The following is a 23,145-nucleotide window of genomic DNA, read 5'->3' as shown; positions in this document are numbered from 1 at the left end:
CGGGCCATTCTCACGCCGTCCACAGGCCGGCCGCCTTCAATTCCCGCAAGGCCTGGGCATCGCGCGGGCTCACATCGGGATAGTCCGGATCGGCGCCAATATGTGGAGACACCTTCCAGGACCTCGCGCATTTGCGGCCCGCTGCCGCAGCGCTGACAACTGCCACGCCCGGCACGTCGGCCAAGCGGAAAGCCTCCTCGGGTCCTTCCCCCGCCTCGATCGTAATATCCGAGGTGATACAAATTTCGGCGAAATCCACCCCCGCGAGCAAAGCGCGCATATCCTCCGCGGCGATGAAGACCCGCGGCGCCGCCTCGAGCGAAGAACCAATCCGTTTCTGCGCACGCTCGATTTCCAATGCGCCGGTGACCACCGAACGGATCTTGCGGATGATCGCCCATTTCGCCGCCAAGGCATCATCGCGCCAATGCGCGGGCACATCGGGAAATTGTTCGAGATGAACCGAAACAGCCTCAGGATAGCGCGAGAGCCAGGCTTCTTCCATGGTGAAGACGAGGATCGGCGCAAGCCAAAGTGTCACGCAGCGGAAAATCTGCTCGATCGCCGCCAAAGCCGCGTGGCGTTTACGGCTCGAAAGCGGATCGCAGTAAAGCGTATCCTTACGGATATCGAAATAAAACGCGGAAAGATCCGTGTTGAGAAAGGCGGACAGGCGCGCCACGACGCGTTTGTAATCGAAGCGCCGGTAGGCATCGCGGATTTCGCCATCGAGTTCGGCGAGCCTGTGCAGCATCAGCCGTTCGAGTTCGTCCCATTCTTCATAGGCAGGCGTCTGTTTCGCATCATAATGCGCAAGCGATCCCAGCATCCAGCGGATCGTATTGCGCAATTTCTTGTAGGTTTCGGTGAAGGTCGAAAGGATCTGTTTGCCGATGCGCAGATCATCCGAATAATCGGAGGCCGCCACCCAGAGCCGCAAAATATCAGCGCCGGCATCCTTGATGACCGATTGCGGCGCGGTGACATTGCCGAGCGATTTCGACATTTTGCGCCCCTGCTCATCGAGCACGAAGCCATGTGTCAGCACGGCATCATAGGGCGCCATGCCGCGCGTGCCGCAGGATTCGAGCAGGGAGGAATGGAACCAGCCGCGATGCTGGTCGGAGCCTTCGAGATACATGATCTCGTCGCGCCCACCCTCGCGCAGCCTCTTGATTCCGGCGAGCCCCGGAAATTCCCTCGCATCATCGAGCGTGAACGCATGCGTCGAGCCTGAATCGAACCAGACATCGAGCACATCATTGATCTTCTCGAACAGAGCCGGATCATAGTCAGGCGCAAGGAACCGCTCGGCCGCCCCGTCCGCGAACCAGGCATCGGCCCCTTCCGCCGCGAAAGCTTCGACGATCCGCGCATTCACTTTCGGATCGATCAGGATTTTCTGGCTCTCCTTCTCGACGAAAATGGTGATCGGCACGCCCCAGGCACGCTGGCGCGAGACGACCCAATCGGGCCGGTTGGCGATCATGCCGGTAATGCGATTTTCACCCGCCGCAGGATACCAGCGCGTTTTGGTGATCTCGGAGAGCGCGATCTCCCGCAAGGTCCCGTTGAACCCTTCGACCGGCTTGTCGAGCGCGATGAACCATTGCGGCGTATTGCGGAAGATCAAAGGCTTTTTCGAGCGCCAGCTATGCGGATATTGGTGCTTCATCCGCCCGCGCGCCATCAGGGCATGCGCCTCGATGAGCGCCTTCATCACGGCGTCATTGGCATCGCCCTTATTGCCCTTGTCGTCGATGACACGCGTTCCCGTGACCCCAGGCGCTTCCTTGGTGAGGAAGCCATCCGGATCGACCGTATAGGGAATATGCGTGTCGATGCCGCGCTCGCGCAAAACGCGCTGGTTCGCCATCCAGATGTCAAAGTCTTCACGGCCATGGCTCGGCGCCGTATGGACGAAGCCAGTACCCGTTTCGGCCGTTACATGATCGCCATCGAACAGCGGCACGGCGAATTCATAGCCGGGAATGGTGGCGCCGAGCGGATGCGCGCAGGTGATCCCGGCCAGCACCTCGGCCGGCACCTCGGCGACGCGCTCGAAGGCTTCGACCTTGGCCGATTTGAAGAAATTCTCGGCGAGCGCCTCGGCCAGCACGAAAGTCGCGCCCTTTTGCACCCAATTGCCCTCGGGCGCACCGGTCACGCGATAAAGCGCATAAGCGATCTTGTGTGAATAAGAGATGGCGCGATTGGCCGGAATGGTCCAAGGCGTCGTCGTCCAGATGACGATCGAGGCTTTCAGCAATTCCGTTTCCAGCGCATTGCCCGTGGCGCCCTCGCAACGCAGGGAAGCAATGGGAAAAGCGACAAAGATCGTATCGCTGGTATGGTCTTCATATTCGACCTCAGCCTCGGCGAGAGCGGTTTTTTCAACCACGCTCCACATCACCGGCTTCGAGCCGCGATAAAGAAGGCCATTGCCGGCGAATTTCATCAATTCCTCGGCGATCCGCGCCTCGGCCGGAAAGGTCATGGTGAGATAGGGATGGCCCCAATCGCCGCCGACGCCCAACCGTTTGAATTCCTCGCGCTGGACATCGACCCAGCTTTGCGCAAAGGCACGGCATTCCTGGCGGAATTCGATGATCGGCACATCATCCTTATTCTTGCCCTTGGCGCGATATTGCTCCTCGATCTTCCATTCGATTGGCAGACCGTGGCAATCCCAGCCGGGCACATAATTGGAATCGTGCCCGCTCATCTGCTGCGAGCGGGTCACGAGATCCTTCAGGATCTTGTTCAGCGAATGGCCGATATGGATATTGCCATTGGCATAGGGCGGCCCGTCATGCAGCACGAATTTCGGACGGTCCCTGCCTGCCTCGCGCAGAAGCTTTTGCAGGCCGATCGATTCCCAGCGGGCGAGCAGCTCGGGCTCTTTCTTGGGGAGACCCGCGCGCATCGGAAATTCCGTCTGCGGCAGGAAAAGCGTTTTGGAATAATCGGGACCGCTAGACTCTTTCGCTGCGGGTTTCGGCGTATCATCAGTCATGGGGAAAGGGCCTGCTCGGGCGTGGCGCGCAAAATGTGCGGGGATTGGTTTTCTTCTCCCGGCCGGACCCGAGCGGGGAGCAAAGCCCCATCCTCAGGTGCGAACCGGGCCTCTAATTCGGCCTTGGTTCAGCATGATTGGCTCCATCCATGCGCGCGAATAAGACCTTCGTCGCGGCAAGAAGCTCCTTACTAGCAATGAAATCGGCGGCGGGCAAAGGCTTTCAGACGCCAGCCTGCCATGAAAGCCCTCTGCGGGCTGATTGACAAACATGACCCGCAACTAAACTATTCTGTCGAATAGAGATGCCGTGACTCGCGGCTAAAAAATCAAAGGGAGGGCGTCACACTACATGGTGGCAGGCAGAAAGGCGTCGACCTGACACGGTCGACGCGCCAAACTCAGCTTTTCGATTGTGCCCACACGCGGCATGAGGGCCTACCGTGCCCAAATGGATGCCATCGCCTGGGATGGGATTGCCCCGTCAAGGAAATCGTCAATCCCCTTCACTTCTCAAGTTACTCATTTTCCGATGACAAACTTGACGCGGAGTAAAAGAGAAGAACTTTTAAGCGACGAGTATCAGATACGTCCGATGTGTCTTAGTTTGACATACGCGCGAAATACGGGGTCAGTAAATTCATAGGACCCACGCGTTTCTGGAACTTTTACGAGAACAGGCCCGTAGCGATCATCAATCAAGCGCGGAAGAAGTTGATCCATATAGTCAACACCAAGTTCCTGCGCGGATGACCGACTCCGTGATAAAAAAACTCGTCCCAACGACGCATCGTATTCTGCGCATTCATCCGCCTGCTCTGCAAGTAACGTTAGGAGCAAAGCGCGTTCTTCAGATTGACCAATAGCCCGTTGATATGCCGTTTCAAGATTAGGAAAGGCACGACCGGATTTTATATTTTCAATGACGAGGTTTAATATTTCATTATCAACAAGATTTGTACCTCTAGCATTCGCATTGCTAACACATGCCTTCCCCAAGAGCTGTGCGAAATAAGGGTATCCTTCAGAAAGCAACGCAATCTTTTTTACAACACTTTCTTCGAACTTTACCTTTCCCTTGTAAAGGTGCTCCGCGACTTTGAATATTTCCCTTGTCTCGCTCTCTGGCATCGGTTTCACGAAGATAGAGCCTTGTTCGATTAGCCGCCCAACCGAGGCATGATCTGCAATCAAGCTGCTCAAGTCTTGACCAATACCGCAAATACCAAACTTTACTTTATCACTAGATAGAGATTTTATAAGAGAACCAAGCCCTTGCTTGTCTTTAATAACATCGAACTCATCTAATAGTATAAGCACCGAATCACGTTTACTGAAGATCCGATTATTATACTCAACAACAGCAGAAGTAAAATTTCTGAAAGTTTGTATAACATCGCCTGGAACGGCATTAGCGTACTTGGATGCTTCTTGCCCTTTGGCTCCCCACTTTGCAACCTTGATATCTAAGCCTAAAGAGCTTTCAGCACTCCTGGAAAATTCAGCTAATTGTTTCCCTTGATCTGGCACCAAACGTAAAAGTCCATCCTCTTCGTCGGTATCATTACACAATCGTGATACGAGATCCTGTGCTCCAGATATTATTGAGTCACATGTATAATACACAGTGTAATATTTACGCAGCTTTTGTGGTAATAAATGGCTTAAGCCTGCCTTTCGAACCAATTCGTAATTGCCATTTGCAAGGGCTTGAATCTGTCTTGTTAAAGATGATTTACCGACACCACGTTTACCATAAATTGCGATCAAACCAAGAGATGAGTTTAGAGCGTCGATGCTTTCCTTAATTAAATCAGCTCTCCCAACGAATCGGTGCGGATCGGTGATTACCTGAGATGTAAAACCAACTTCTGGGTCTAAAAATTGAAATGACATGCAATCTTTCTCTTATACCAAGTGTCATAAAGAATGGCTCTTGGAGCCATTCTAAAATTTTCGATACACCTTTGAACGGGTTACCGTCCGCCTGTGTCACACCCCCCGCAACCGTTTCGAGGCCCGCCACAGAATCCATTGCTTGCGCCATTGCGGTAGCATGATCGGCACCCGGAAAGGCGCATAGCCGCGCTTATCCATTTGTTTCAGATAGGGGCTGGTAAAGCACACGGGCAGGAAGGCCGCGCGTGCTTTGAGCGGAACCGCCGCGATCCTTTGTTCGAACAAGCTAATCTGCTGGCGGGCGAGCCCGCGCATTTCGGCGAGCGTCGCAAAGACGCCCGGCGAGGCTATGCCGCCGATGATTTCTTCGAGATCGGCTTTATGCCTGCTCAGCATTTCGCAGGGCACATAATCCTGGCCGCGCGCGCTATGCCACGGCAAAGCGCGCATGAGGCCTGTCAGTCCATAGGCGAGCCCGGCCGGTTCGGCAGCGGCAAGAAGACCGGGTGTTTCCGGGCCGGAGAGGACAGAGGCCACGAGATAGAACAGGCTCCCAGCCGTCGAAAGGCCATAGGATTCGAGTTCGGCCAAAGTGCGCATCGGCGCGTCATAGAGATCGAAGGTCCGCGCCTCGATCATGCCGATGAATCTTTCACGCGGTAGCGCGAAACGCTCGATCGTATCGAGCACGGCGGCGGCCACCGGATTGGCCATTACATGACCTTGGGTCTCGCTCTCGATCTTGTTGTCTTCTCCTTCTGGCGGCTCCAGAATATCGCGCCACCATTGAAAACGGATTTCGCCCAAAATGGGCTCAGTCACGACCTCGCGCGCGCGGGCAATTTCCAGATTGAAAGCATAAAGCGCATAGGCATGTTTGCGGAAGGGCTGTTCAATGAACAGAGAGGCCAGCCAGCGATCGGGATCATCGCGCCGGACCATGTCTTCACAATATGTGTAATCTTCCGTGCGTGCATGCATTAGGGCACCGCCAGCAGCGCCGCCGCGACGAGGCGCCTTTCTCCGAGCAGGATCGGATAGGTCCGCGCCGCGGCGCCCGTCGGCATGGGTTCGGGCCTGATGCCCGCCTCGCGCAGCTTTTGCGCGAGCGCAGGCGGGAGAGGAACGAGATCGACCCCCGTGCCGATCAGCAAATGATCAATGGTCCCCTTCGGCTCCGCGAAAACGGTTTCGAGCGAAGCAAGAGTGATGTCTTCTGGCCGCAAAGGGTCCCAGGAGTAAATGCCAGACGGCAGAGCGAGGATGGAGCCGCGATGCGACATGCCGCCGAAACGGAAACCGCCATTGCCATAGCCCTCTATGGCATGTTGACCCGGCAGAAATCCTTGCGCCATGACAACACCTTCCACCCAAGAGTGTGATCAATAACTCTTGGTGCCGTTTTGAATTTTCACCTCGTCACGGGCAGGACGAACATTCGAAAGTCTGACAAAGCCATTCTCGTGGCTGTTGTCTCATACAGAAGCCTTCGCCGCTTTCCCCGAAGGCGATTGCGTATCGGCCTTGGCCGTCTCGCCGCCCTCATTGCGGAGACCGAGATAGATCAGCATCGGCGAGCAGATGAAGACCGAGGAATAAGTCGCGACCACAATGCCCCAGATCATGGCGAGCGAAAACGACCGGATCACCTGGCCACCGAAAATCACGAGTGAGAGCAGCGCGAGGAACACGGTCGTCGCCGTCATGATCGTGCGCGGCAGCACCGCATTCACCGAAAGATCGATCAATTGATCGGTCGGGATCTTCCGGTATTTCTTCATCATTTCACGAATACGGTCGAGCACGACAACCGTTTCGTTCAAGGAATAGCCGACAATGGTCAGGATGGCGGCAATGGATGTCGTGTTGAATTCGAGCTGCGTGACGGAGAAAAAGCCGACTGTCAGCAAGAGATCATGCATTGTGGCGATGATGGCGCCGACGGCAAATTGCCATTCGAAACGGAACCAGAGATAGCCGAGCACGGCGATGATCGACAAAACGACGCCGAGCGTGCCGGACTGGACGAGCTCACCCGAAACACGCGGGCCAACGACCTCGATCCTGCGGATGTCATAGCGCTCGCCGATGGTTTGCCGCACGCGATTGACGGCTGCTTCCTGCGCCGCGTCGCCGCCGGGCTGGAGGCCAAAACGCACGGTCACATCGGAAGGCGTCCCAAAACCCTGGACTTCAATATCGCCGATATTGAGATGATCCCCCAATTCGCGCAATTCGACGAGATCGGCGGGTCCTTCCTTGGCGCGTAATTCAAGCAAAGTGCCGCCCGAAAAATCGATGCCGAAATTCATGCCCCAGGTGAGAAAGATCGTGACCGCCAGAATCGACATCAGGGCCGAGAATGGATAGCTCAGCCGGCGCAGGCGCATGAAGGGAAAGCGGGTATTTTCAGGCGCGAGGCGCAGCAGTTTCATCGAAAATCCCAAGCCTTTTCAAGTGTTCTCAAGCAGCAGACCCGTGCCTTAGATCGGCAATTGGGTCGGGCGCTTGGAGCGATACCAGAGAGTAATCATCATGCGGGTCATGGTCACGGCGGTGACGATGGTCGTCAAAATGCCGAGCGCCAGCGAAACGGCGAAACCGCGTACCGGCCCGGAGCCGAGGAAATAGAGAATGGCCGCGGCGACAAACATCGTGACATTGGAATCGACAATCGTCGCGAAGGCGCGGTTGAAGCCGGCATCGAGCGCCGAGACGATCGAACGCCCTGCATGTGCTTCCTCACGGATGCGTTCATAGATCAAGACGTTGGAATCGACCGCCATGCCGATGGTAAGAACGATGCCGGCAATGCCCGGCAGGGTCAGGGTGGCGCCGAGGAGTACCAGGCCCGCAAAAATGAAGGCGATATGGACCAGAAGGGCGAGATTGGCGAAGACGCCGAAAATGCCGTAGGTCACGAGCATATAAAGTGCGACGAGCGCGGCACCGACATAGGCCGCCCGTTTACCGGCATTGATCGAATCCTGCCCCAGGCCCGGCCCGACCGTGCGCTCCTCCACAATGCTCAATTTGGCGGGCAACGCACCGGCGCGCAGGAGAATGGCGAGATTATTCGCCTGCTCAACTGTGAAACTGCCGGAAATCTCGCCCTGGCCGCCGGTGATCGGGCCCTTGATACGCGGCGCGGAAATCACTTTGCCATCGAGCACAATCGCGAAAGGACGCCCGACATTAGCGGCGGTCACTTCACCAAATTTCTGACCACCGCGAATATTAAAGCGGAAATTGACCACCGGCTCCTGCGTGCGGCTGTCGAACCCCGGCTGGGCATCGGTCAAGTCCTCGCCCTGCACCATCACCCGTTTCTCGATCGGCAGCTTGCCGTTGCTCTCGACCTGGTCGAGTTGCTCGATCTCGTTCGGATCGGTGCCAGGTTCCGCGACAAGGCGGAATTCGAGCTTCGCTGTCGTGCCGAGAATTTCCTTGAGCTTCGATGTATCCTGCAGACCCGGCACTTCGACAAGGATGCGGTCATTGCCCTGGCGCTGAATGTTCGGCTCTGTCGTTCCGAGCGCATCGACGCGGCGCCGTAAAACTTCGATTGATTGATCAACCGCGCGCCGCACGCGGTCGTTGATGGCGGCATCGGTCACAACAACCTGGATCAGGCCATCGTCCTTTTCGACAATGTCGAAAGAGGCCGCGCGATTGCCACCCAGCAGGTTCACGCCGCTGGAACCCGCCAATTGCTGGAGCTTCGGCATAAGCTTGGCGCGTTCGGCTGGATCAGCGAGGCGGAATTGGACGCCACGCGGCAAGAGGCCGATACCACCCGAAATGCCGATCTTCTCCTCGCGCAAGATCCGCCGCAAATCATCGCGCAGGCTATCGACCTGGGTTTTCAGCACGGAGGGCGCATCGACCTCGAGCAGGACATGCGAGCCGCCTTGCAGATCGAGACCCAGAACAATAGCGCGCAAGGGCAGCCAATGCGGCAGATGCGCGCTCACGGCCTCGCGTTGCTCTGGAGAGAAGAGGCTCGGCAGGATGACGAGAAAAGCGAACAACGTCATGCCGATGATCGAGGCGATTTTCCAGGTCGCGAAACGCAGCATGACTTTAGACACTTTCTAGAAGGAGCAAATCCACCCACCGGCCCTCTTATCGAGCGATCGGATCGTCAAAATTGGAGGAGCACGCAAAATTGGACGATCACGCCTGATCCTTGACCGGCTCACCCTTGGAACGCACTTCGGCGATCATCGTGCGTACAACCCTGACTTTGACATTCGGCGCAATTTCGAGCTCGACCTCGGCCTCGTCGGAAATCTTGCTAACCTTGCCGATCAAGCCACCGGTCATGACGACCATATCACCGCGCCGGATATTCTTGAGGAGATCGGCGTGTTCCTTCGCCCGCTTCTGCTGCGGCCGAATGATCAGGAAATACATAATGATAAGGATGAGGCCAAAAGGCGCCACCTGCAGGATGATGTCGGACGCTCCCGCCGCACCACCGGCGGACTGAGCGAAAGCAGGTGTGATCACAATCCTCTCCTCTAAATGCTTGACTCTTTAAGAGACGCACGATTCCAGCACGATCCATAGTCCGCGCCAGCAGACACGACAACCTTTTTGAGGCTTTTGTCCCGGTTTTCCCAACCAAAAACGGGAAAACGACGGCGCGGCCCCAGGCGATTCCCATGGCCATGCTTTAGATAATCATCCATACGATTTGTTAAACAGTCTGCCCGTCGAACAGAAATGTGAGCGCGAGTCTGTTGAAATTATACCAACGGTCATGATCAATGACCGTTGGATCGCTCTTGAATTTTCGCTCTCGCTTTGAAAAAGCGAAAATTCAAGAAAGGAACCAAAGGTCGTGCTTTACGACCTTTGGTATTATCGTAAGGGAGCAGAAGTCTATAGCGGCTCAGTCCCCGCCTGGTTCCTTAAAAATCCTCTTTTCAAGAGCCCCATGACCCATCCCAATTCCGACATCAAATCCGCCGTGGTTTCTGCCGCGGCATCCTCATGGAGCGATCCGGCGGCACAGGCGCTCGAAAGAATCGCCACGGCGCTTGAAAAGCTCATTCCAGCCCCTCCCCCGCCCGTCGATTTCGATGCGGCGGATGCCTTCGTCTGGCATGCGGCAACGGCGAGCCTCCAGCCTGTCAAACAGGTCAATCGCGTGGAAATGGCTCTTTTGCGCGGCATCGACCGGCTGCGCGATCTCCTCACCGACAATACCGAGCGTTTCGCCAAAGGCTTTGCCGCCAATAATGCCCTCCTCTGGGGAGCGCGCGGCATGGGTAAATCCTCGCTCGTCAAGGCGGCCCATGCGGACATCAACGCCAGGCTCAAAGGCACGCCGGCTTTCCTGCCCTTGAAACTCGTCGAGATTCACCGCGAGGATATCGATAGCCTGCCGGCCCTGATGGGTCTGATGCGGGAAGTTCCCTATCGTTTTCTGATCTTCTGCGACGATCTTTCCTTCGACGCCGAGGATACGAGCTATAAATCCTTGAAAGCCGTGCTCGAGGGCGGCATCGAGGGGCGACCGCCAAATGTGCTTTTTTACGCCACCTCGAACCGGCGGCATATTCTCGCCCGCCAGATGATCGACAATGAACGCTCGAGCGCGATCAATCCTGGGGAAGCGGTTGAGGAAAAAGTCTCGCTATCCGACCGTTTTGGCCTCTGGCTCGGCTTCCATTCCTGCTCGCAGGAAGATTATCTCGCCATGATTTCCGGCTATGTGGAGCATTTAGGCCTTGAGATCGAGCGCGATCAGCTCGAACGCGAGGCCCTCGAATGGGCAATCACGCGCGGCGCCCGTTCCGGCCGTACCGCCTGGCAATATATTCAAGATCTCGCGGGCCGCTTGGGCCGGGCCACCTGAGCCTTTTTCAGCCTGATACAGCCTCGACGGGCCGAAAGCTCCTCGCCTTGACCACATGCGCAGCGGCGGCCCGCAGAACGTCGGCGCCCGCATCACGTGCCAGACCTTCCGTGGCGAGATGGCGCCGAAAGGCCCGCGCGCCCGGCCGCCCGTTGAACAGGCCCAGAATATGCCGTGTCATGGAGTGCAGCGGCACCCCTTCGGCCCGCCGCGCTTCGACATAGGGAATGAAAGCCTCGACTACATCCGTGGCGTCGGTGAGCGGAGCCTCCTCGCCAAAAAACAGCGGATCGACCGAGAGCAGCATGGCCGGCTCCTGATAAGCTTGGCGCCCGACCATCACCCCATCGACATGGCGAAGCTGCTCCTGCATGGATTCATGCGTCACCAGCCCACCATTAATCATGATCGGTATCTCGGGATAGGTCCGCTTCAAGGCATGAACGAGCGGATAATCGAGTGGGGGCACATCGCGGTTCTGGCGCGGCGACAGACCCTTGAGCCAGGCCTTGCGGGCATGGACGATAATCCCGTCGACGCCCGCGGCAATGATCGCCGCGCTCAAAGTCCCCAAGGCTTCCTCCGGGTCCTGGTCATCGACACCGATCCGACATTTGACCGTGACCGGCAAGGAAACGCTCGCCTTGATCGCCGCGACACAATCCCCAACCAGCTCCGGTTCCAGCATGAGACAGGCTCCGAAAGCCCCGTTCTGCACGCGCTCCGAGGGACAGCCGATATTGAGATTGATTTCGTCATAGCCGAAATCCGCGCAAATGCGTGCCGCCGCCGCCAGATCGCGCGGTTCAGAACCGCCGAGTTGCACAGCAACGGGATGTTCGACATCATCAAAGCCAAGCAAACGATCGACGTGACCATGCAGCAATGCCGCCGTTGTAATCATCTCCGTATAAAGGAGCGCCCGACGCGACAAAAGCCGATGAAAAACGCGGCAATGCCGATCGGTCCATTCCATCATCGGCGCGACGGAAAATCTATACGATTGAAATTGCTTCATTTTTGAGTAATCTCAAAGCCATGAGCGCGCATCCTTTGCACTCTTTTACGCCATCCTGCGATGCGCCCGAACCACAGCCATAATTTAGCTCGCCGCTCATGTCCCGCAAAAGGTCTGCAAAACGCGCTCATGCGCGGCTGGCGGCTCCATATAATGCGAAAAATCCGGCTGGTCCGAATAGGGATCGGTCACGATGGAGAGAAGTTTCTCGAAGGGAGAGAAATCGTTCTGCCCGATCGCTGCAGCAATGACGGCCTCGACCCTATGGTTGCGGGGAATATAGGCGGGATTGACCCTCCGCATCGCTTGCTGTCGTTCCATGGGATCTTGCGGTTCTTGCGCGAGCCTTTGCCGCCACCCGGCAATCCAGGCATCGCAATCCGCCGGATCCTTGAACAAGGACCTGAGCCTGTCTTCCGCGTCTTGGCTCGCGGCGGCCTGGCTCAAGGCGCGGAAGGTCAGCGTAAAATCAGCGCCATTGCGTGCCATCGTCGCAAAAAGCGTCTTGATGAGCGCCTTATCCTCTTCTTGTTGCGTGAACAGGCCGAGCTTCCGCCGCATGGCGGCGAGATAGGCGGCCTCGAAATGCGCGTCGAATGTGCCGATGGATTTTTGCGCCATCGGCAAGGCTTGTTGTTGGTCATCGGCGATCAGGGGTAGCAGGGTCTCCGCCAGCCGCGCCAGATTCCACCGGGCGATGGGAGCCTGATTGTTATAGGCATAGCGCCCGCCATGATCGATCGAACTGAACACCGTTTCCGGGTCATAGGTATCCATGAAGGCGCAAGGACCATAATCGATGGTCTCACCGGCAACCGACATATTATCCGTATTCATGACACCATGGATAAAGCCGACCGACATCCATTGTGCGACAAGGGCCGCGAGCGCCATAATGACCGCATCCAGGAGGGCCAGATAAGGTGAGGCCTTGTCGGCGGCTTCAGGATAGTGCCTGGCAATGACATGATCGGCCAAAGCGCGCAGGCCTTCCACGTCGCCGCGCGCGGCAAAAAACTGGAAGGTGCCGATCCGAATGTGGCTCGATGCGACCCGGGTCAGAACCGCTCCCGGCAAAAATGTCTCGCGCGGGACCATTTCGCCTGTCACGACCGCCGCTAGAGCGCGTGTCGTCGGAATGCCTAAGGCAGCCATGGCCTCGCTGACCAGATATTCACGCAAAACTGGCCCAAGCGTTGCCCGCCCATCACCCCGCCGTGAAAAAGGCGTGCGCCCGGCCCCCTTGAGCTGGACATCGCGGCGGATTCCCCGTCGATCGAGAAGTTCGCCAAGCAGAATCGCGCGTCCATCGCCAAGCTGCGGCACGAATTGCCCAAACTGGTGGCCCGCATAAGCAATGGCTATGGGTTCAGCTTCGTCCGGAATGCGATTCCCCGCGAAGATCTCGGCCCCTTCCGGGCTCAGAAGCGATGCGGCATCGAGCTGGAGATCCGTCGCAAGGGCCTCGTTCAACCGGATCAATCGGGGCGAGGCGACAGGGGTCGGAGAAACCCGGGCAAAAAATCGATCCGGCAAACGCCCATAAGTATGTTCAAAAGCAAATCGAGTCATTTGGGGCCAGATTTCTCAAGCTTCGGCTTGTTCAGGAACGGAGCGCCACGATCCTCGGCCTCGAGCACCGTTAGCATGCTCTCGTCTCTTCAAATCCTGCGCCAAAGTCAGGTTTTTAGCGGATTTAAGAGGCAGACTCAAAACGCCCCGTTTGGATCAAGCCCTTACGATGTGGCGTGTGACGGTTCGGATGTGGGGGAGAACACCCATGCGATGGCGCTGACGATGGAGGCTTCGAAATTTTCGGCGAGGTGCCGACAACGGCCAAGCCAAGCGAATGTGCGCTCGACGACCCACCTGTGCGGTGGAACTTTGCATGCCGTACCGTTTACCCTCGTCGCGCCAAAATGGAGAATCAATAATCGTGACAACAATTGATGGAAAGATACGAGCTAGCGAATTCAGAGCCTATCTCGAAGAGCTACATAATGAATTAGCTCAAGCCCACAAGTTAACTGGTGGCCTTCACGGAACCGATATAACCAAGAATGTGGATGCTTATATAAAGACTGGAATGTCGTTCACTGAGGCTGAAGAGCTGTTGAAAGCAGCAGGATTCACAGTTGGTAAAAGACCAAGTTCTGTACCTCCAGAGATAAATAGAGCAAAAGACTGGTATGCCATTGTAGCAAATATATCGCCGTCGAAAACCAAATTCTGATGTAAAACAAATATTTATATCTCTTTGCTTCCAAAGGCCCCTGGTGATTACACAGTCGTTGACAAAGTCTCTGCAGCCTTCTTCGTATCCACCCTGTGAAGAGATAACATTATGCCCGAAGAGTCAATAAAAGTTTATTTCGAATCTCTCGATTCTGTAGAGCCTGAATTACATACAATCACCACTTGCATATACAGATTTATCCGGCCAACAATACATCGCAAAAGCGTATGCTTAAAACTTTAAATACCTATAGTAAAATCACGGATTTCGATCAGCAAACCGTGTCGGAAGCGTGAACCAATCCAGCACTCCTTTGTTATCTCATCCAGCGTCTCTGCCTAGGAGCGTCCCATGCCTGAAACCAAAAAGGCGCGCGCAATCGGCTTCAACCATATTGCGCTTGAAGTCGGCGATATCGATGAAGCCCTGTCATTTTACGGACGGATATTCGAGTTCACGCTTCGCGGGAAAAGCGAAAACATGGCCTTCATCGATCTGGGCGATCAGTTCCTGGCGCTTCAGAAGGGGCGCCTCCAGCCGCCGGACGATGGGCGTCATTTTGGACTGGTTGTCGATGATAAGAACACAGTCCGCGAAGCATTGACTGCGGCAGGCATTGAAACACTGCCTGGACCTTTCCTGGACTTTCGCGACCCTTGGGGCAATCGCGTCGAGATCGTTGGCTATGCTGACATCCAGTTTTCCAAGGCACCGAATATATTGCGCGGCATGGGGCTGACACATCTTTCTAAGACACCGCAGGCCCTCAAGGAACTCAGCGAAAAAGGCATGGCGCCGGATTAACCTCAGCGTTCAAGATCGATCCTGCTGGCTCCTGTAAAAATCACTTGCTGCCTCTGTCGCGCCAACGCCACCAGGGTCAATCCCCTCTCTTCCGCAACACCAAGAGCGCGAATGGTGGGGGCTGAAATAGCGACAAGAATCGGCATGCCGGCCATGACGGCCTTCTGCACCATCTCATAGGAACAGCGACTGGTAATGAGACAAAAGCCTTCACTGAAATCGATTTTGTTGCGCAGTCCCGCTCCAATCAATTTGTCCAGCGCATTATGGCGACCGATATCTTCCCGCACGAAAAGAATTTCGGCCTCCGGCGAGACCCAGGCGGCACCATGAACCATATGCACCACGGCGTTGAGAGATTGACGCGTCTCCAGATCTTCTAATGCTCGCCGCAATGCGGATAGCGCGATCCTTTTCCCTTGGGCGATCGTCGGCAACGGTTTGATAAGCGTATCCGCCGTCTCGGCTCCGCAGATTCCGCATCCGGTACGCCCCACCATCGCTCGTCGACCCGATTGAAGAAGACGCTGGAAATCTGAACCGGCTATATGGAGATGAACCTCATAGCCTGCGGTTGTCTTCTGAATTGTCATCTCACGAATGGCTTCGTAAGAGGAGACGATGCCCTCGGTGAGAGAGAATCCGATCGCGAAATCCTCGATATCCTGAGCGGTCGCCATCATGACGGCATAAGGAATAGTATTGTAAATCAGGCTGATGGGCGTTTCATCCGCTATTGCCAGGGTTATGTTTTCCTCATTGACACCATCGGTCGAGACGCAAAGGGCTGGCCAATGTGCCATGATGGACGCAGATGTATGTGAACCCTTGTCCGTCGAGGAACTGTCCAGTGTGGCATCTGTTTGAGCGTCACGGCTAGACACGGTCATGATCCACCTTATGCTCAAGCATTTCGATCGCCGCCTGATAATCCTCCGGCGTATTCACGTTGAAGAATGGATCAAACCATTCTGTGTCAAACACAATCTCCCTGACATCGATGAGATCGGCAAAGGCTTTCACGCTCAGCGCTCCCCGATCAGGACAAGCGATCGCGGCTTCAAGTCTTTGCCGCAAGAGTCCACAGCATGACACAGGCCAAGTCGCCACGAGATGGTGACGGCGATTTTCAGACACCGCAACGCAGGGCGCTGGCAACAGCCTTTGCAAGAGCATCGGCGGGATGAAGGGTGTATCCCCTGGGACAGTCAACAGACTATCGAGGCCCTGCACCGCTGCCCAATCGAGCCCGCGCAATACGCCTGCGAGAGGCCCCGCCCCTTCGATATCGTCAGAAAGAACAGGCAAGGACCAAGGGAAAAAACGATGAGGATCACCGTTTGCACTGATGGCCAGAGCCTGACACTGAAGGCTTAGAATAGCGATCAGCCGCTCCAGAATAGATCGGCCGCCAAGCGTCAGCAATGGCTTGTCGCATGTCCCCATGCGCCGCCCGATGCCTCCGGCTAAAATCACGGCACCACAGCGATGATCGATTGAGGCCATAGTCCTGTCTTCTTCTCTGGTATGATCAATGATCTCACCAATTCATCAGGTTGTAGACTCAAAACAGAATGACTTCCGCCGTTCGGCCCAATGTTACATTCGCACTGTCCGGATCCAATTGCAGCAACCCTTTCGCACGCAGCAATGTCATAATATCCGCAGCGCCGACACTTTTTACAGGTCTGATCCGCATTTCATGTCTGTCCTGTACCATATCGACAAAAATAAACTGAGTAAGATCCCGGCGTATCCTTGGCTCGAAATCGAGAATGCCGGAGCACCGCGAGATTTCCTTTTGACCATATAATTGTCTGATCAAAGGAAGGAGCAGCATATAAACACCAACGACAGCAGCGGTCGGATTGCCAGGCAAACCAAAGATAATCGTCTTTCCCAACGTCGAGACTGTTAAAGGCTTGCCCGGCTTGATCGCCACACCACGGAAAAGCACATCCGCGCCCAGATCGCGCAGCATGGCATGGACATGATCCGTGTCGCCGACGGAAATGCCACCGGTCGTCACGACAATGTCGGAGATTGCGCAGGCCTGTTGCAAGACCGATTTCAGTACGTCTGGAGTGTCCGTCGCCACGATATGCGTCGACGTATTCACCCCGAGGGATTCGAGCAGCGCCGCCAGCATTGGCGAATTGGAGTCGAAAATCTGCCCGGTGCGCGGCTGCGCGCCAGCGTCAGGTGCCACCAGTTCCTTGCCATTGGCCAGAATGGAAATATGGATTTTTCGCCTCACCGATGGCAAAGCGATCCCCTGACTGGCAAGGATCGCGACATGACGCCAGTCGAGCCGCGATCCTGCCTCGACCAGCCTGTCGCCGCGTGCGAATTCCTCACCCATACGCCTGATATGTGCCCCCAAGGGCGGCAACGAGGGAATAATAATCCCTTCTGGAGCTATTAGGACATCCTCCTGGGGAATGACAGTATCCGCTCCCTCAGGCAAGGGAGCCCCGGTCAGGATGCGACACACAGTGTGCTCACGCAAAAGGCCAGCCGGATCGCCAGCCGCACTCTCACCGACAAGGGGAAGGACACATCCGGGCGCGAGATCATTATGCCGAACGGCATATCCATCCATCGCCGAGAGATTCATCGCGGGCCGATGTTCGGTGGCGACAATATCTGTCTCGATGATCCGGCCAACGCATTGCGCCAACGGAACCGTTTCAGCCCGCACGCGGCGATCGGCGAGGCTCAGAACGAGTTGCAAGGCCTCCTGAAAAGATACGGCATTTGTAAAACACGAAGTTGTCATGGGCTTTACCCTCCCGTGACGTTCATATCGGATGCCACGCCGCCGGTCTCCCCCGCCCAGGAAACGTGCCTCACAGAGACCAGCGCTGCCTTGGCCTCTTCGGATCGATCCTCACGCCTCCGACTTCTCATGCGTTTGCAGGCTCATGGCCTCGACCACGATCAGATCGAGGTCTGGTGCGCCTTGTTCGATCACATGCTGCAAATCACGCCGCATGACCGGCGACCAGAACGAGGCAATATGCACGCGTACCTCTACAATGGCATCCTCCCGCGAATAGGGCTTGAAAAAGCCAGCGATCTGATTGGCCATGCGAATGAGCGTTTTTGGATGGTTCGTCATAATCTATTCCGCCGCATCGAGAATACGCGTGAGGCTAATGTTTTCCTCGGCGAATTTTTCCTGCCAGCCGGTCGGACCATTGGTCTTTCGAACCTGCACCGCCGTGACCTTATATTCCGGGCAATTGGTGGCCCAATCCGAATAATCCGTCGTGATCACATTGGCGCCGGTCATCGGATGATGAAACGTCGTATAGACGACACCCGGCTGCATTCGATCAGAGATCTTGACGCGCAGCGCAATAGCACCGACCCGGCTCTCGATGGCCACAAGATCACCATCTTGCAGGCCCCGACTCTCGGCATCGAAAGAATGGATCTCGAGAAGATCCTCTGGATGCCAGGCCGTATTGTCAGTCCTGCGTGTCTGCGCGCCGACATTGTAATGGGCGAGAATACGTCCGGTGGTCAAAATCAAAGGGAATTTGCGCGATGTGCGTTCATCCGTTGCGACAAATTCCGTCAGCATGAACCGGCCCTTGCCGCGCACGAAATGATCGACATGCATGATCGGCGTGCCAAGCGGCGCCGCCTCGTTGCAAGGCCATTGCACGGAGCCTATTTCATCGAGCTTGGCAAAGGAGACGCCCGCGAAGGAAGGCGTCGCAGCCGCGATCTCATCCATGATCTCGCTCGGATGATTATAAGACATCGGCATACCGAAGGCCTTGGCGAGCAGGATCGTGACTTCCCAATCCGAATATCCGCCGAGCGGAGGCATGACCTTGCGGACGCGGTTGATGCGGCGCTCCGCATTGGTAAAGGTGCCATCCTTTTCCAAAAATGAGGAGCCTGGCAGGAAGACATGGGCATATTTTGCCGTCTCATTGAGGAAAAGATCCTGAATGATGACGCATTCCATGGCGGCGAGGCCTGCCGTGACATGCTGCACGTCAGGATCGGACTGGGCAATATCCTCGCCCTGGATATAGAGGCCTTTGAAACGCCCGTTCACCGCCTCATCGAGCATGTTGGGAATGCGCAAGCCAGGCTCTGCCGAAAGCGCTGTCCCCCAAAGATGTTCGAAGAGGATGCGGGTCGAGTCATCCGAGACATGGCGATAGCCTGGAAATTCGTGCGGGAAGGACCCCATGTCACAGGACCCCTGGACGTTGTTTTGTCCCCGCAGCGGGTTCACCCCGACGCCCGGCCGACCGATATTGCCGGTTGCCATGGCGAGATTGGCCATGCCCATGACCATGGTCGAGCCCTGGCTATGTTCGGTCACACCGAGGCCATAATAGATCGCCGCCTTGCCGCCGGTCGCATAAAGCCTGGCGGCCGCCCGCAGTTCCGCCGCTGGCACGCCAATCACGGTTTCGAGCCTTTCGGGGGCATGCCGATCGTCAGCGATAAAACGCGCCCAGGCTTCGAATTCCGCCCAATCGCACTGCGCCCGCACGAAAGCCTCATTGACGAGACCTTCACTGACGATGACATGCGCCATCGCATTGATAAAGGCGACATTGGAGCCGGGCTTGAGCTGGAGATGATGCGATGCCTGAACGTGGGGGGATCGCACAAGATCGATCCGGCGTGGATCGGCGACAATCAAGCGCGCCCCCTGACGCAAGCGTTTCTTCATCCGCGCGCCGAAAACAGGATGACCATCCGTCGGATTGGCGCCAATCACCAGAATGACATCGGCTTCATCGACGGACGCGAAATCCTGCGTGCCAGCCGAGGTTCCGAATGTCATCTTCAGGCCATAGCCGGTCGGCGAATGACAGACGCGGGCACAGGTATCGACATTATTCGTGCCAAAACCGGCGCGCACCAATTTCTGGACGAGATAGGTTTCCTCGTTTGTGCAACGCGACGACGTGATACCACCGATGGCATCGCGTCCATATTGCGCCTGAATGCGCCGAAACTCGGAAGCCGCGTGAGTGATCGCTTCTTCCCAACTCACCTCGCGCCAAGGGTCTTTGATGCTGGCACGGATCATCGGCTTGGTGATCCGGTCTCCATGCGTCGCATAACCAAAGGCGAAGCGGCCCTTCACGCATGAATGGCCTTCATTCGCTTTGCCGTCCTTCCAAGGCACCATGCGCACCAGCGTCGTGCCACGCATTTCCGCTTTGAAGGAACAGCCAACGCCACAATAAGCACAAGTGGTGACGACGGAATGCTCGGGCGCACCAATCGCAATGACGGATTTTTCATTCAAGGTTGCGGTGGGGCAAGCTTGCACGCAAGCGCCGCACGATACGCATTCAGATTGCAGGAAAGGCTCACTCATTCCAGGAGATACGCGGCTGTCGAATCCACGGCCGGCGATCGTCAGAGCGAAAGTGCCCTGCACTTCCTCGCAGGCGCGCACACAACGGCTGCAGACAATGCATTTCGCCGGATCATAGGTGAAATAAGGATTGGATTCGTCCTTCGGCAGGACATGCGGCGACCCCTTGGCAAAGTGATTGCTGCCCTCCATGCCATACCGAACCTCGCGCAGGCCAACGGCTCCGGCCATGTCTTGCAATTCGCAGTCACCATTTGCGGAGCAGGTCAGGCAATCAAGCGGATGATCGGAAATATAGAGTTCCATCACCCCTTTTCGCAAGCGTGCGAGACGCTCGGTTTGTGTATGCACCACCATGCCGGGCGCCACTGGCGTCGTGCAGGAAGCCGGCGTGCCGTTCCGCCCCTCGATCTCCACAAGGCAGAGCCGGCATGAACCGAAGCTCTGCAAGGAATCAGTCGCGCAAAGCTTTGGGATTTGCGTGCCCATCTCCATGGCAGCGCGCATGATCGACGTGCCTTCCGGCACGTTGATTTGCATGCCATCAATGGTCAAGGTCACCTGCTGTTTCGATGTCGAAAGCGGGGTCCCGTAGTCGATCTCGTGGATGAGCGACATGCTGGGCGTCTCCTGATTGTTTTCTATCGAGGATCGAAAAGCGCGATCCCTGGTTCTATTCGGCGGCGTGCCGCACGGGTGTGAAATCGTCCTGAAAATGCGTCAGCGCACTCATGACGGGATAAGGTGTGAAACCACCAAGCGCACAGAGCGAGCCGAATTTCATCGTCTCGCAAAGGTCCTTGACGAGGGCGAGATTGTGCTCAGCCTCCATGCCATGGGCAATCTTGTCCAGGGTTTCCGCGCCTCGCGTCGAGCCGATGCGGCAGGGTGTACATTTGCCGCAGCTCTCATGAGCGCAAAATTCCATCGCGAAACGCGCCTGTTTCAGCATGTCCACCGTATCGTCGAAGACGACGATGCCGCCGTGGCCGATCAAGCCATCGCGAGCGGCGAAAGCCTCGTAATCGAACGGTGTGTCGAAAAGATCGACGGGAAAATAGGCGCCGAGCGGACCACCGACTTGGACCGCGCGCACCGGCCGGCCGCTGCGCGTACCGCCGCCAAAACCCTCGACGAGTTCGCCGAGCGTGACGCCAAAGGCGATCTCGACCAAGCCGCCATGCTTGACATTACCAGCGAGTTGAATCGGCATCGTCCCGCGCGAGCGGCCCATGCCATAATCCTGGTAAGTCTTGGCGCCTTGCGCCAGAATGAAGGGCACAGTCGCAAGAGACATGACATTATTGATGACAGTCGGACAGCCGAACAGGCCGACATGCGCAGGCAGCGGCGGCTTGGCACGGACAAGGCCACGTTTGCCTTCGAGGCTTTCGAGCAAGGCGGTTTCTTCGCCGCAGACATAGGCGCCAGCGCCCACGCGCACCTCAATGTCGAAGGCCCATTCCGAGCCCGCCACATTGGACCCGAGATAATCGGCGCGGCGCGCGGCCTCGATCGCCGCCTCCATCGCATGGACGGCATGCGGATATTCCGAGCGGATATAAATATAGCCCTTCGTCGCGCCGACCGCGATGCCCGCGATCGTCATCCCTTCGATCAGGACGAAGGGATCGCCTTCCATGATCATGCGATCGGAAAAGGTCCCGCTATCGCCTTCATCGGCATTGCAAACGATATATTTCTGCCCCGGCTTTGTCTGCGCCACGGTCCGCCATTTGATGCCAGTCGGAAAACCCGCACCGCCACGGCCACGCAATCCCGACTCGACCACTTCCTCGATCATCGCGGCTGGTCCAAGATCAAGGGCCCGGGCCAAGCCACGATAACCGCCATGCGCCAGATAATCTTCGAGGGAGCGAGGATCGACGATGCCGCAACGCGCGAAAGTGAGACGCTGTTGTTTGGCGAGATAGGGAATGGCTTCCGGCCGCCCAAGGCACAAGGGATGCGGTTCACCGTTCATGAGACCATCTGTAAGAAGCTCAGCCACGTTTTCCGGCGCTAGAGGACCATAAGCGATACGTCCCTGAGGAGTTTCCACCTCGATCATCGGCTCCAGCCAGAACAGCCCGCGTGAACCTGTGCGTATGATCTCGATGGCAAGGCCCTTTGTATCCGCTGCTTGCTGCAAGGCTTTGGCTATGGCATCGGCTCCGACTGCCAGAGACGCCGCATCACGGGAAATGAAGAAGCGTATCGTCATGAGCGCACCTCGTTCAGGAGGGCATCGAGCCTGGCCGCATCTACTCGACCGATCGGCTGATCATCGAGCATGGCGGAGGGGGCTACAGCGCAAAGACCGAGGCAAAAGACCGGTTCAAGAGTCACCTGCTGGTCTGGTGTGGTCTCACCGAGCTTAATGCCGAGTTGCCGCTCGACTCCCGTGGCCAGATGGTCGCCCCCTGCCGCCTGACAGGCTTCGGCACGGCACAGCTTCAATATATGGCAGCCCGGCGGCTCGCTGCGGAAATCATGATAAAAGGTCAGAACACCATGAACTTCCGCGCGGGACAGGTTCAGTGCCTCGGCGATCATCGGAACCGCTTCGGCGGGCACATAGCCAAAAGCCTTTTGAAGCGCGTGGAAGATGGGAAGAGTCGCCCCTTCTTGCGCCTTGTGCTGGGCGATGATCGTCGCAGCAACGGCGTCATTCCATGGCTCGTGGAATGCCATCAGGGGGAATCCTCCTCATGATTATGATCATTGTCCAGCAACGGGCTGTGCGGAAAACTATGGAACGTCCCTCGAAGGGGATCAATAAAGCTCTTTCGTTTGACGATAGAATATTCCTATCAAGCTTCAGGTATCGGGCCGTGCTTAATCGGAAAAGACTATGAGAATCAGAACCAATCCACTCCGCCCATCGGTCTGTCTCTTTGCCGAGACATTCACATTTAACGGAATGTTGATGCGTGTTCGGCAT

Annotated in this window: 19 protein-coding genes and 1 pseudogene; 3 read left to right on the top strand and 17 right to left on the bottom strand. The window is 56.6% G+C overall.

Annotation, left to right across the window (positions count from 1 at the left end):
• Positions 1–10: 10 nt before the first annotated feature.
• The 7 genes from ileS to yajC form a co-directional block, all read right to left on the bottom strand.
• Positions 11–3,016, bottom strand: a complete 3,006-nt coding sequence (gene ileS / locus BIND_RS05100) for an isoleucine--tRNA ligase (RefSeq protein WP_012384006.1) — start codon at positions 3,014–3,016, stop codon at positions 11–13.
• 582 nt (positions 3,017–3,598) lie between these two features.
• On the bottom strand, positions 3,599–4,912 hold the full coding sequence (locus tag BIND_RS05095; protein WP_012384005.1) for an ATP-binding protein: 1,314 nt from the start codon (positions 4,910–4,912) through the stop codon (positions 3,599–3,601).
• 96 nt (positions 4,913–5,008) lie between these two features.
• A complete protein-coding gene (locus BIND_RS05090) occupies positions 5,009–5,896 on the bottom strand; it encodes a phytoene/squalene synthase family protein (protein WP_012384004.1) in 888 nt (295 codons plus the stop codon).
• Complete coding sequence (locus BIND_RS05085) at positions 5,896–6,270, bottom strand: Mth938-like domain-containing protein (protein ID WP_012384003.1); 375 nt, start codon at positions 6,268–6,270, stop codon at positions 5,896–5,898. The genes BIND_RS05090 and BIND_RS05085 overlap by 1 nt, the downstream gene beginning before the upstream one ends.
• A 120-nt stretch (positions 6,271–6,390) precedes the next feature.
• A complete protein-coding gene (secF, locus tag BIND_RS05080) occupies positions 6,391–7,350 on the bottom strand; it encodes a protein translocase subunit SecF (protein ID WP_012384002.1) in 960 nt (319 codons plus the stop codon).
• A 48-nt stretch (positions 7,351–7,398) separates the two neighbouring features.
• Positions 7,399–8,994, bottom strand: a complete 1,596-nt coding sequence (gene secD / locus BIND_RS05075; RefSeq protein ID WP_012384001.1) for a protein translocase subunit SecD — start codon at positions 8,992–8,994, stop codon at positions 7,399–7,401.
• A gap of 97 nt (positions 8,995–9,091) precedes the next feature.
• A complete protein-coding gene (yajC, locus tag BIND_RS05070) occupies positions 9,092–9,427 on the bottom strand; it encodes a preprotein translocase subunit YajC (protein WP_012384000.1) in 336 nt (111 codons plus the stop codon).
• Between the two features lie 430 nt (positions 9,428–9,857).
• Between yajC and BIND_RS05065 the strand changes: the two genes are divergently transcribed.
• Positions 9,858–10,781, top strand: coding sequence for an ATP-binding protein (locus BIND_RS05065; RefSeq protein ID WP_012383999.1), 924 nt, complete (start codon positions 9,858–9,860; stop codon positions 10,779–10,781).
• Positions 10,782–10,788: 7 nt separating this feature from the next.
• On the opposite strand, the gene dusA is transcribed toward BIND_RS05065, so the two are convergent.
• The 3 genes and pseudogenes from dusA to BIND_RS21090 form a co-directional block, all read right to left on the bottom strand.
• Positions 10,789–11,799, bottom strand: a complete 1,011-nt coding sequence (gene dusA / locus BIND_RS05060) for a tRNA dihydrouridine(20/20a) synthase DusA (RefSeq protein ID WP_012383998.1) — start codon at positions 11,797–11,799, stop codon at positions 10,789–10,791.
• 96 nt (positions 11,800–11,895) lie between these two features.
• Positions 11,896–13,371, bottom strand: coding sequence for a protein adenylyltransferase SelO (locus BIND_RS05055; RefSeq protein ID WP_012383997.1), 1,476 nt, complete (start codon positions 13,369–13,371; stop codon positions 11,896–11,898).
• A gap of 156 nt (positions 13,372–13,527) precedes the next feature.
• A pseudogene (locus tag BIND_RS21090) lies at positions 13,528–13,685 on the bottom strand (IS5/IS1182 family transposase); the annotation flags it as partial.
• Between the two features lie 50 nt (positions 13,686–13,735).
• Here BIND_RS21090 and BIND_RS21240 point away from each other — a divergent pair.
• The gene (locus BIND_RS21240) at positions 13,736–14,032 is read left to right on the top strand and encodes a PASTA domain-containing protein (RefSeq protein WP_148210559.1); all 297 of its coding nucleotides are present in this window, start codon (positions 13,736–13,738) and stop codon (positions 14,030–14,032) included.
• A gap of 354 nt (positions 14,033–14,386) precedes the next feature.
• A complete protein-coding gene (locus BIND_RS05050; RefSeq protein WP_012383996.1) occupies positions 14,387–14,839 on the top strand; it encodes a VOC family protein in 453 nt (150 codons plus the stop codon).
• A 2-nt stretch (positions 14,840–14,841) separates the two neighbouring features.
• On the opposite strand, the gene fdhD is transcribed toward BIND_RS05050, so the two are convergent.
• The 7 genes from fdhD to BIND_RS05015 form a co-directional block, all read right to left on the bottom strand.
• Positions 14,842–15,729 carry a formate dehydrogenase accessory sulfurtransferase FdhD gene (gene fdhD / locus BIND_RS05045; protein ID WP_012383995.1) on the bottom strand — a complete coding sequence of 296 codons (888 nt, stop codon included), beginning with the start codon at positions 15,727–15,729 and terminating at the stop codon, positions 14,842–14,844.
• Positions 15,716–16,345, bottom strand: a complete 630-nt coding sequence (gene mobA / locus BIND_RS05040) for a molybdenum cofactor guanylyltransferase (protein ID WP_012383994.1) — start codon at positions 16,343–16,345, stop codon at positions 15,716–15,718. Before mobA ends, fdhD begins: the two co-directional genes overlap by 14 nt.
• Before the next feature lie 58 nt (positions 16,346–16,403).
• On the bottom strand, positions 16,404–17,618 hold the full coding sequence (locus tag BIND_RS05035; RefSeq protein ID WP_012383993.1) for a molybdopterin molybdotransferase MoeA: 1,215 nt from the start codon (positions 17,616–17,618) through the stop codon (positions 16,404–16,406).
• A 111-nt stretch (positions 17,619–17,729) separates the two neighbouring features.
• Positions 17,730–17,960 carry a formate dehydrogenase subunit delta gene (locus BIND_RS05030; RefSeq protein WP_012383992.1) on the bottom strand — a complete coding sequence of 77 codons (231 nt, stop codon included), beginning with the start codon at positions 17,958–17,960 and terminating at the stop codon, positions 17,730–17,732.
• Positions 17,961–17,963: 3 nt separating this feature from the next.
• Complete coding sequence (gene fdhF, locus BIND_RS05025; RefSeq protein WP_012383991.1) at positions 17,964–20,819, bottom strand: formate dehydrogenase subunit alpha; 2,856 nt, start codon at positions 20,817–20,819, stop codon at positions 17,964–17,966.
• A gap of 55 nt (positions 20,820–20,874) precedes the next feature.
• Positions 20,875–22,425, bottom strand: coding sequence for a formate dehydrogenase beta subunit (locus BIND_RS05020; RefSeq protein ID WP_012383990.1), 1,551 nt, complete (start codon positions 22,423–22,425; stop codon positions 20,875–20,877).
• Positions 22,422–22,895, bottom strand: a complete 474-nt coding sequence (locus BIND_RS05015) for a formate dehydrogenase subunit gamma (protein ID WP_012383989.1) — start codon at positions 22,893–22,895, stop codon at positions 22,422–22,424. The genes BIND_RS05020 and BIND_RS05015 overlap by 4 nt, the downstream gene beginning before the upstream one ends.
• Positions 22,896–23,145: the final 250 nt, after the last annotated feature.

Source organism: Beijerinckia indica subsp. indica ATCC 9039, from assembly GCF_000019845.1.
Taxonomy (GTDB): Bacteria; Pseudomonadota; Alphaproteobacteria; order Rhizobiales; family Beijerinckiaceae; genus Beijerinckia; species Beijerinckia indica.
This window is presented reverse-complemented; position numbering and strand designations above follow the sequence as displayed.

What these genes read in the sequence shown, in the direction of transcription:
- ileS (WP_012384006.1), bottom strand. Translation starts at nt 3,016, where the DNA reads ATGACTGATGATACGCCGAAACCCGCAGCGAAAGAGTCTAGCGGTCCC.
- BIND_RS05095 (WP_012384005.1), bottom strand. Translation starts at nt 4,912, where the DNA reads ATGTCATTTCAATTTTTAGACCCAGAAGTTGGTTTTACATCTCAGGTA.
- BIND_RS05090 (WP_012384004.1), bottom strand. Translation starts at nt 5,896, where the DNA reads ATGCATGCACGCACGGAAGATTACACATATTGTGAAGACATGGTCCGG.
- BIND_RS05085 (WP_012384003.1), bottom strand. Translation starts at nt 6,270, where the DNA reads ATGGCGCAAGGATTTCTGCCGGGTCAACATGCCATAGAGGGCTATGGC.
- secF (WP_012384002.1), bottom strand. Translation starts at nt 7,350, where the DNA reads ATGAAACTGCTGCGCCTCGCGCCTGAAAATACCCGCTTTCCCTTCATG.
- secD (WP_012384001.1), bottom strand. Translation starts at nt 8,994, where the DNA reads ATGCTGCGTTTCGCGACCTGGAAAATCGCCTCGATCATCGGCATGACG.
- BIND_RS05065 (WP_012383999.1), top strand. Translation starts at nt 9,858, where the DNA reads ATGACCCATCCCAATTCCGACATCAAATCCGCCGTGGTTTCTGCCGCG.
- dusA (WP_012383998.1), bottom strand. Translation starts at nt 11,799, where the DNA reads ATGAAGCAATTTCAATCGTATAGATTTTCCGTCGCGCCGATGATGGAA.
- BIND_RS05055 (WP_012383997.1), bottom strand. Translation starts at nt 13,371, where the DNA reads ATGACTCGATTTGCTTTTGAACATACTTATGGGCGTTTGCCGGATCGA.
- BIND_RS05050 (WP_012383996.1), top strand. Translation starts at nt 14,387, where the DNA reads ATGCCTGAAACCAAAAAGGCGCGCGCAATCGGCTTCAACCATATTGCG.
- fdhD (WP_012383995.1), bottom strand. Translation starts at nt 15,729, where the DNA reads ATGACCGTGTCTAGCCGTGACGCTCAAACAGATGCCACACTGGACAGT.
- mobA (WP_012383994.1), bottom strand. Translation starts at nt 16,345, where the DNA reads ATGGCCTCAATCGATCATCGCTGTGGTGCCGTGATTTTAGCCGGAGGC.
- BIND_RS05035 (WP_012383993.1), bottom strand. Translation starts at nt 17,618, where the DNA reads ATGACAACTTCGTGTTTTACAAATGCCGTATCTTTTCAGGAGGCCTTG.
- BIND_RS05030 (WP_012383992.1), bottom strand. Translation starts at nt 17,960, where the DNA reads ATGACGAACCATCCAAAAACGCTCATTCGCATGGCCAATCAGATCGCT.
- fdhF (WP_012383991.1), bottom strand. Translation starts at nt 20,819, where the DNA reads ATGTCGCTCATCCACGAGATCGACTACGGGACCCCGCTTTCGACATCG.
- BIND_RS05020 (WP_012383990.1), bottom strand. Translation starts at nt 22,425, where the DNA reads ATGACGATACGCTTCTTCATTTCCCGTGATGCGGCGTCTCTGGCAGTC.
- BIND_RS05015 (WP_012383989.1), bottom strand. Translation starts at nt 22,895, where the DNA reads ATGGCATTCCACGAGCCATGGAATGACGCCGTTGCTGCGACGATCATC.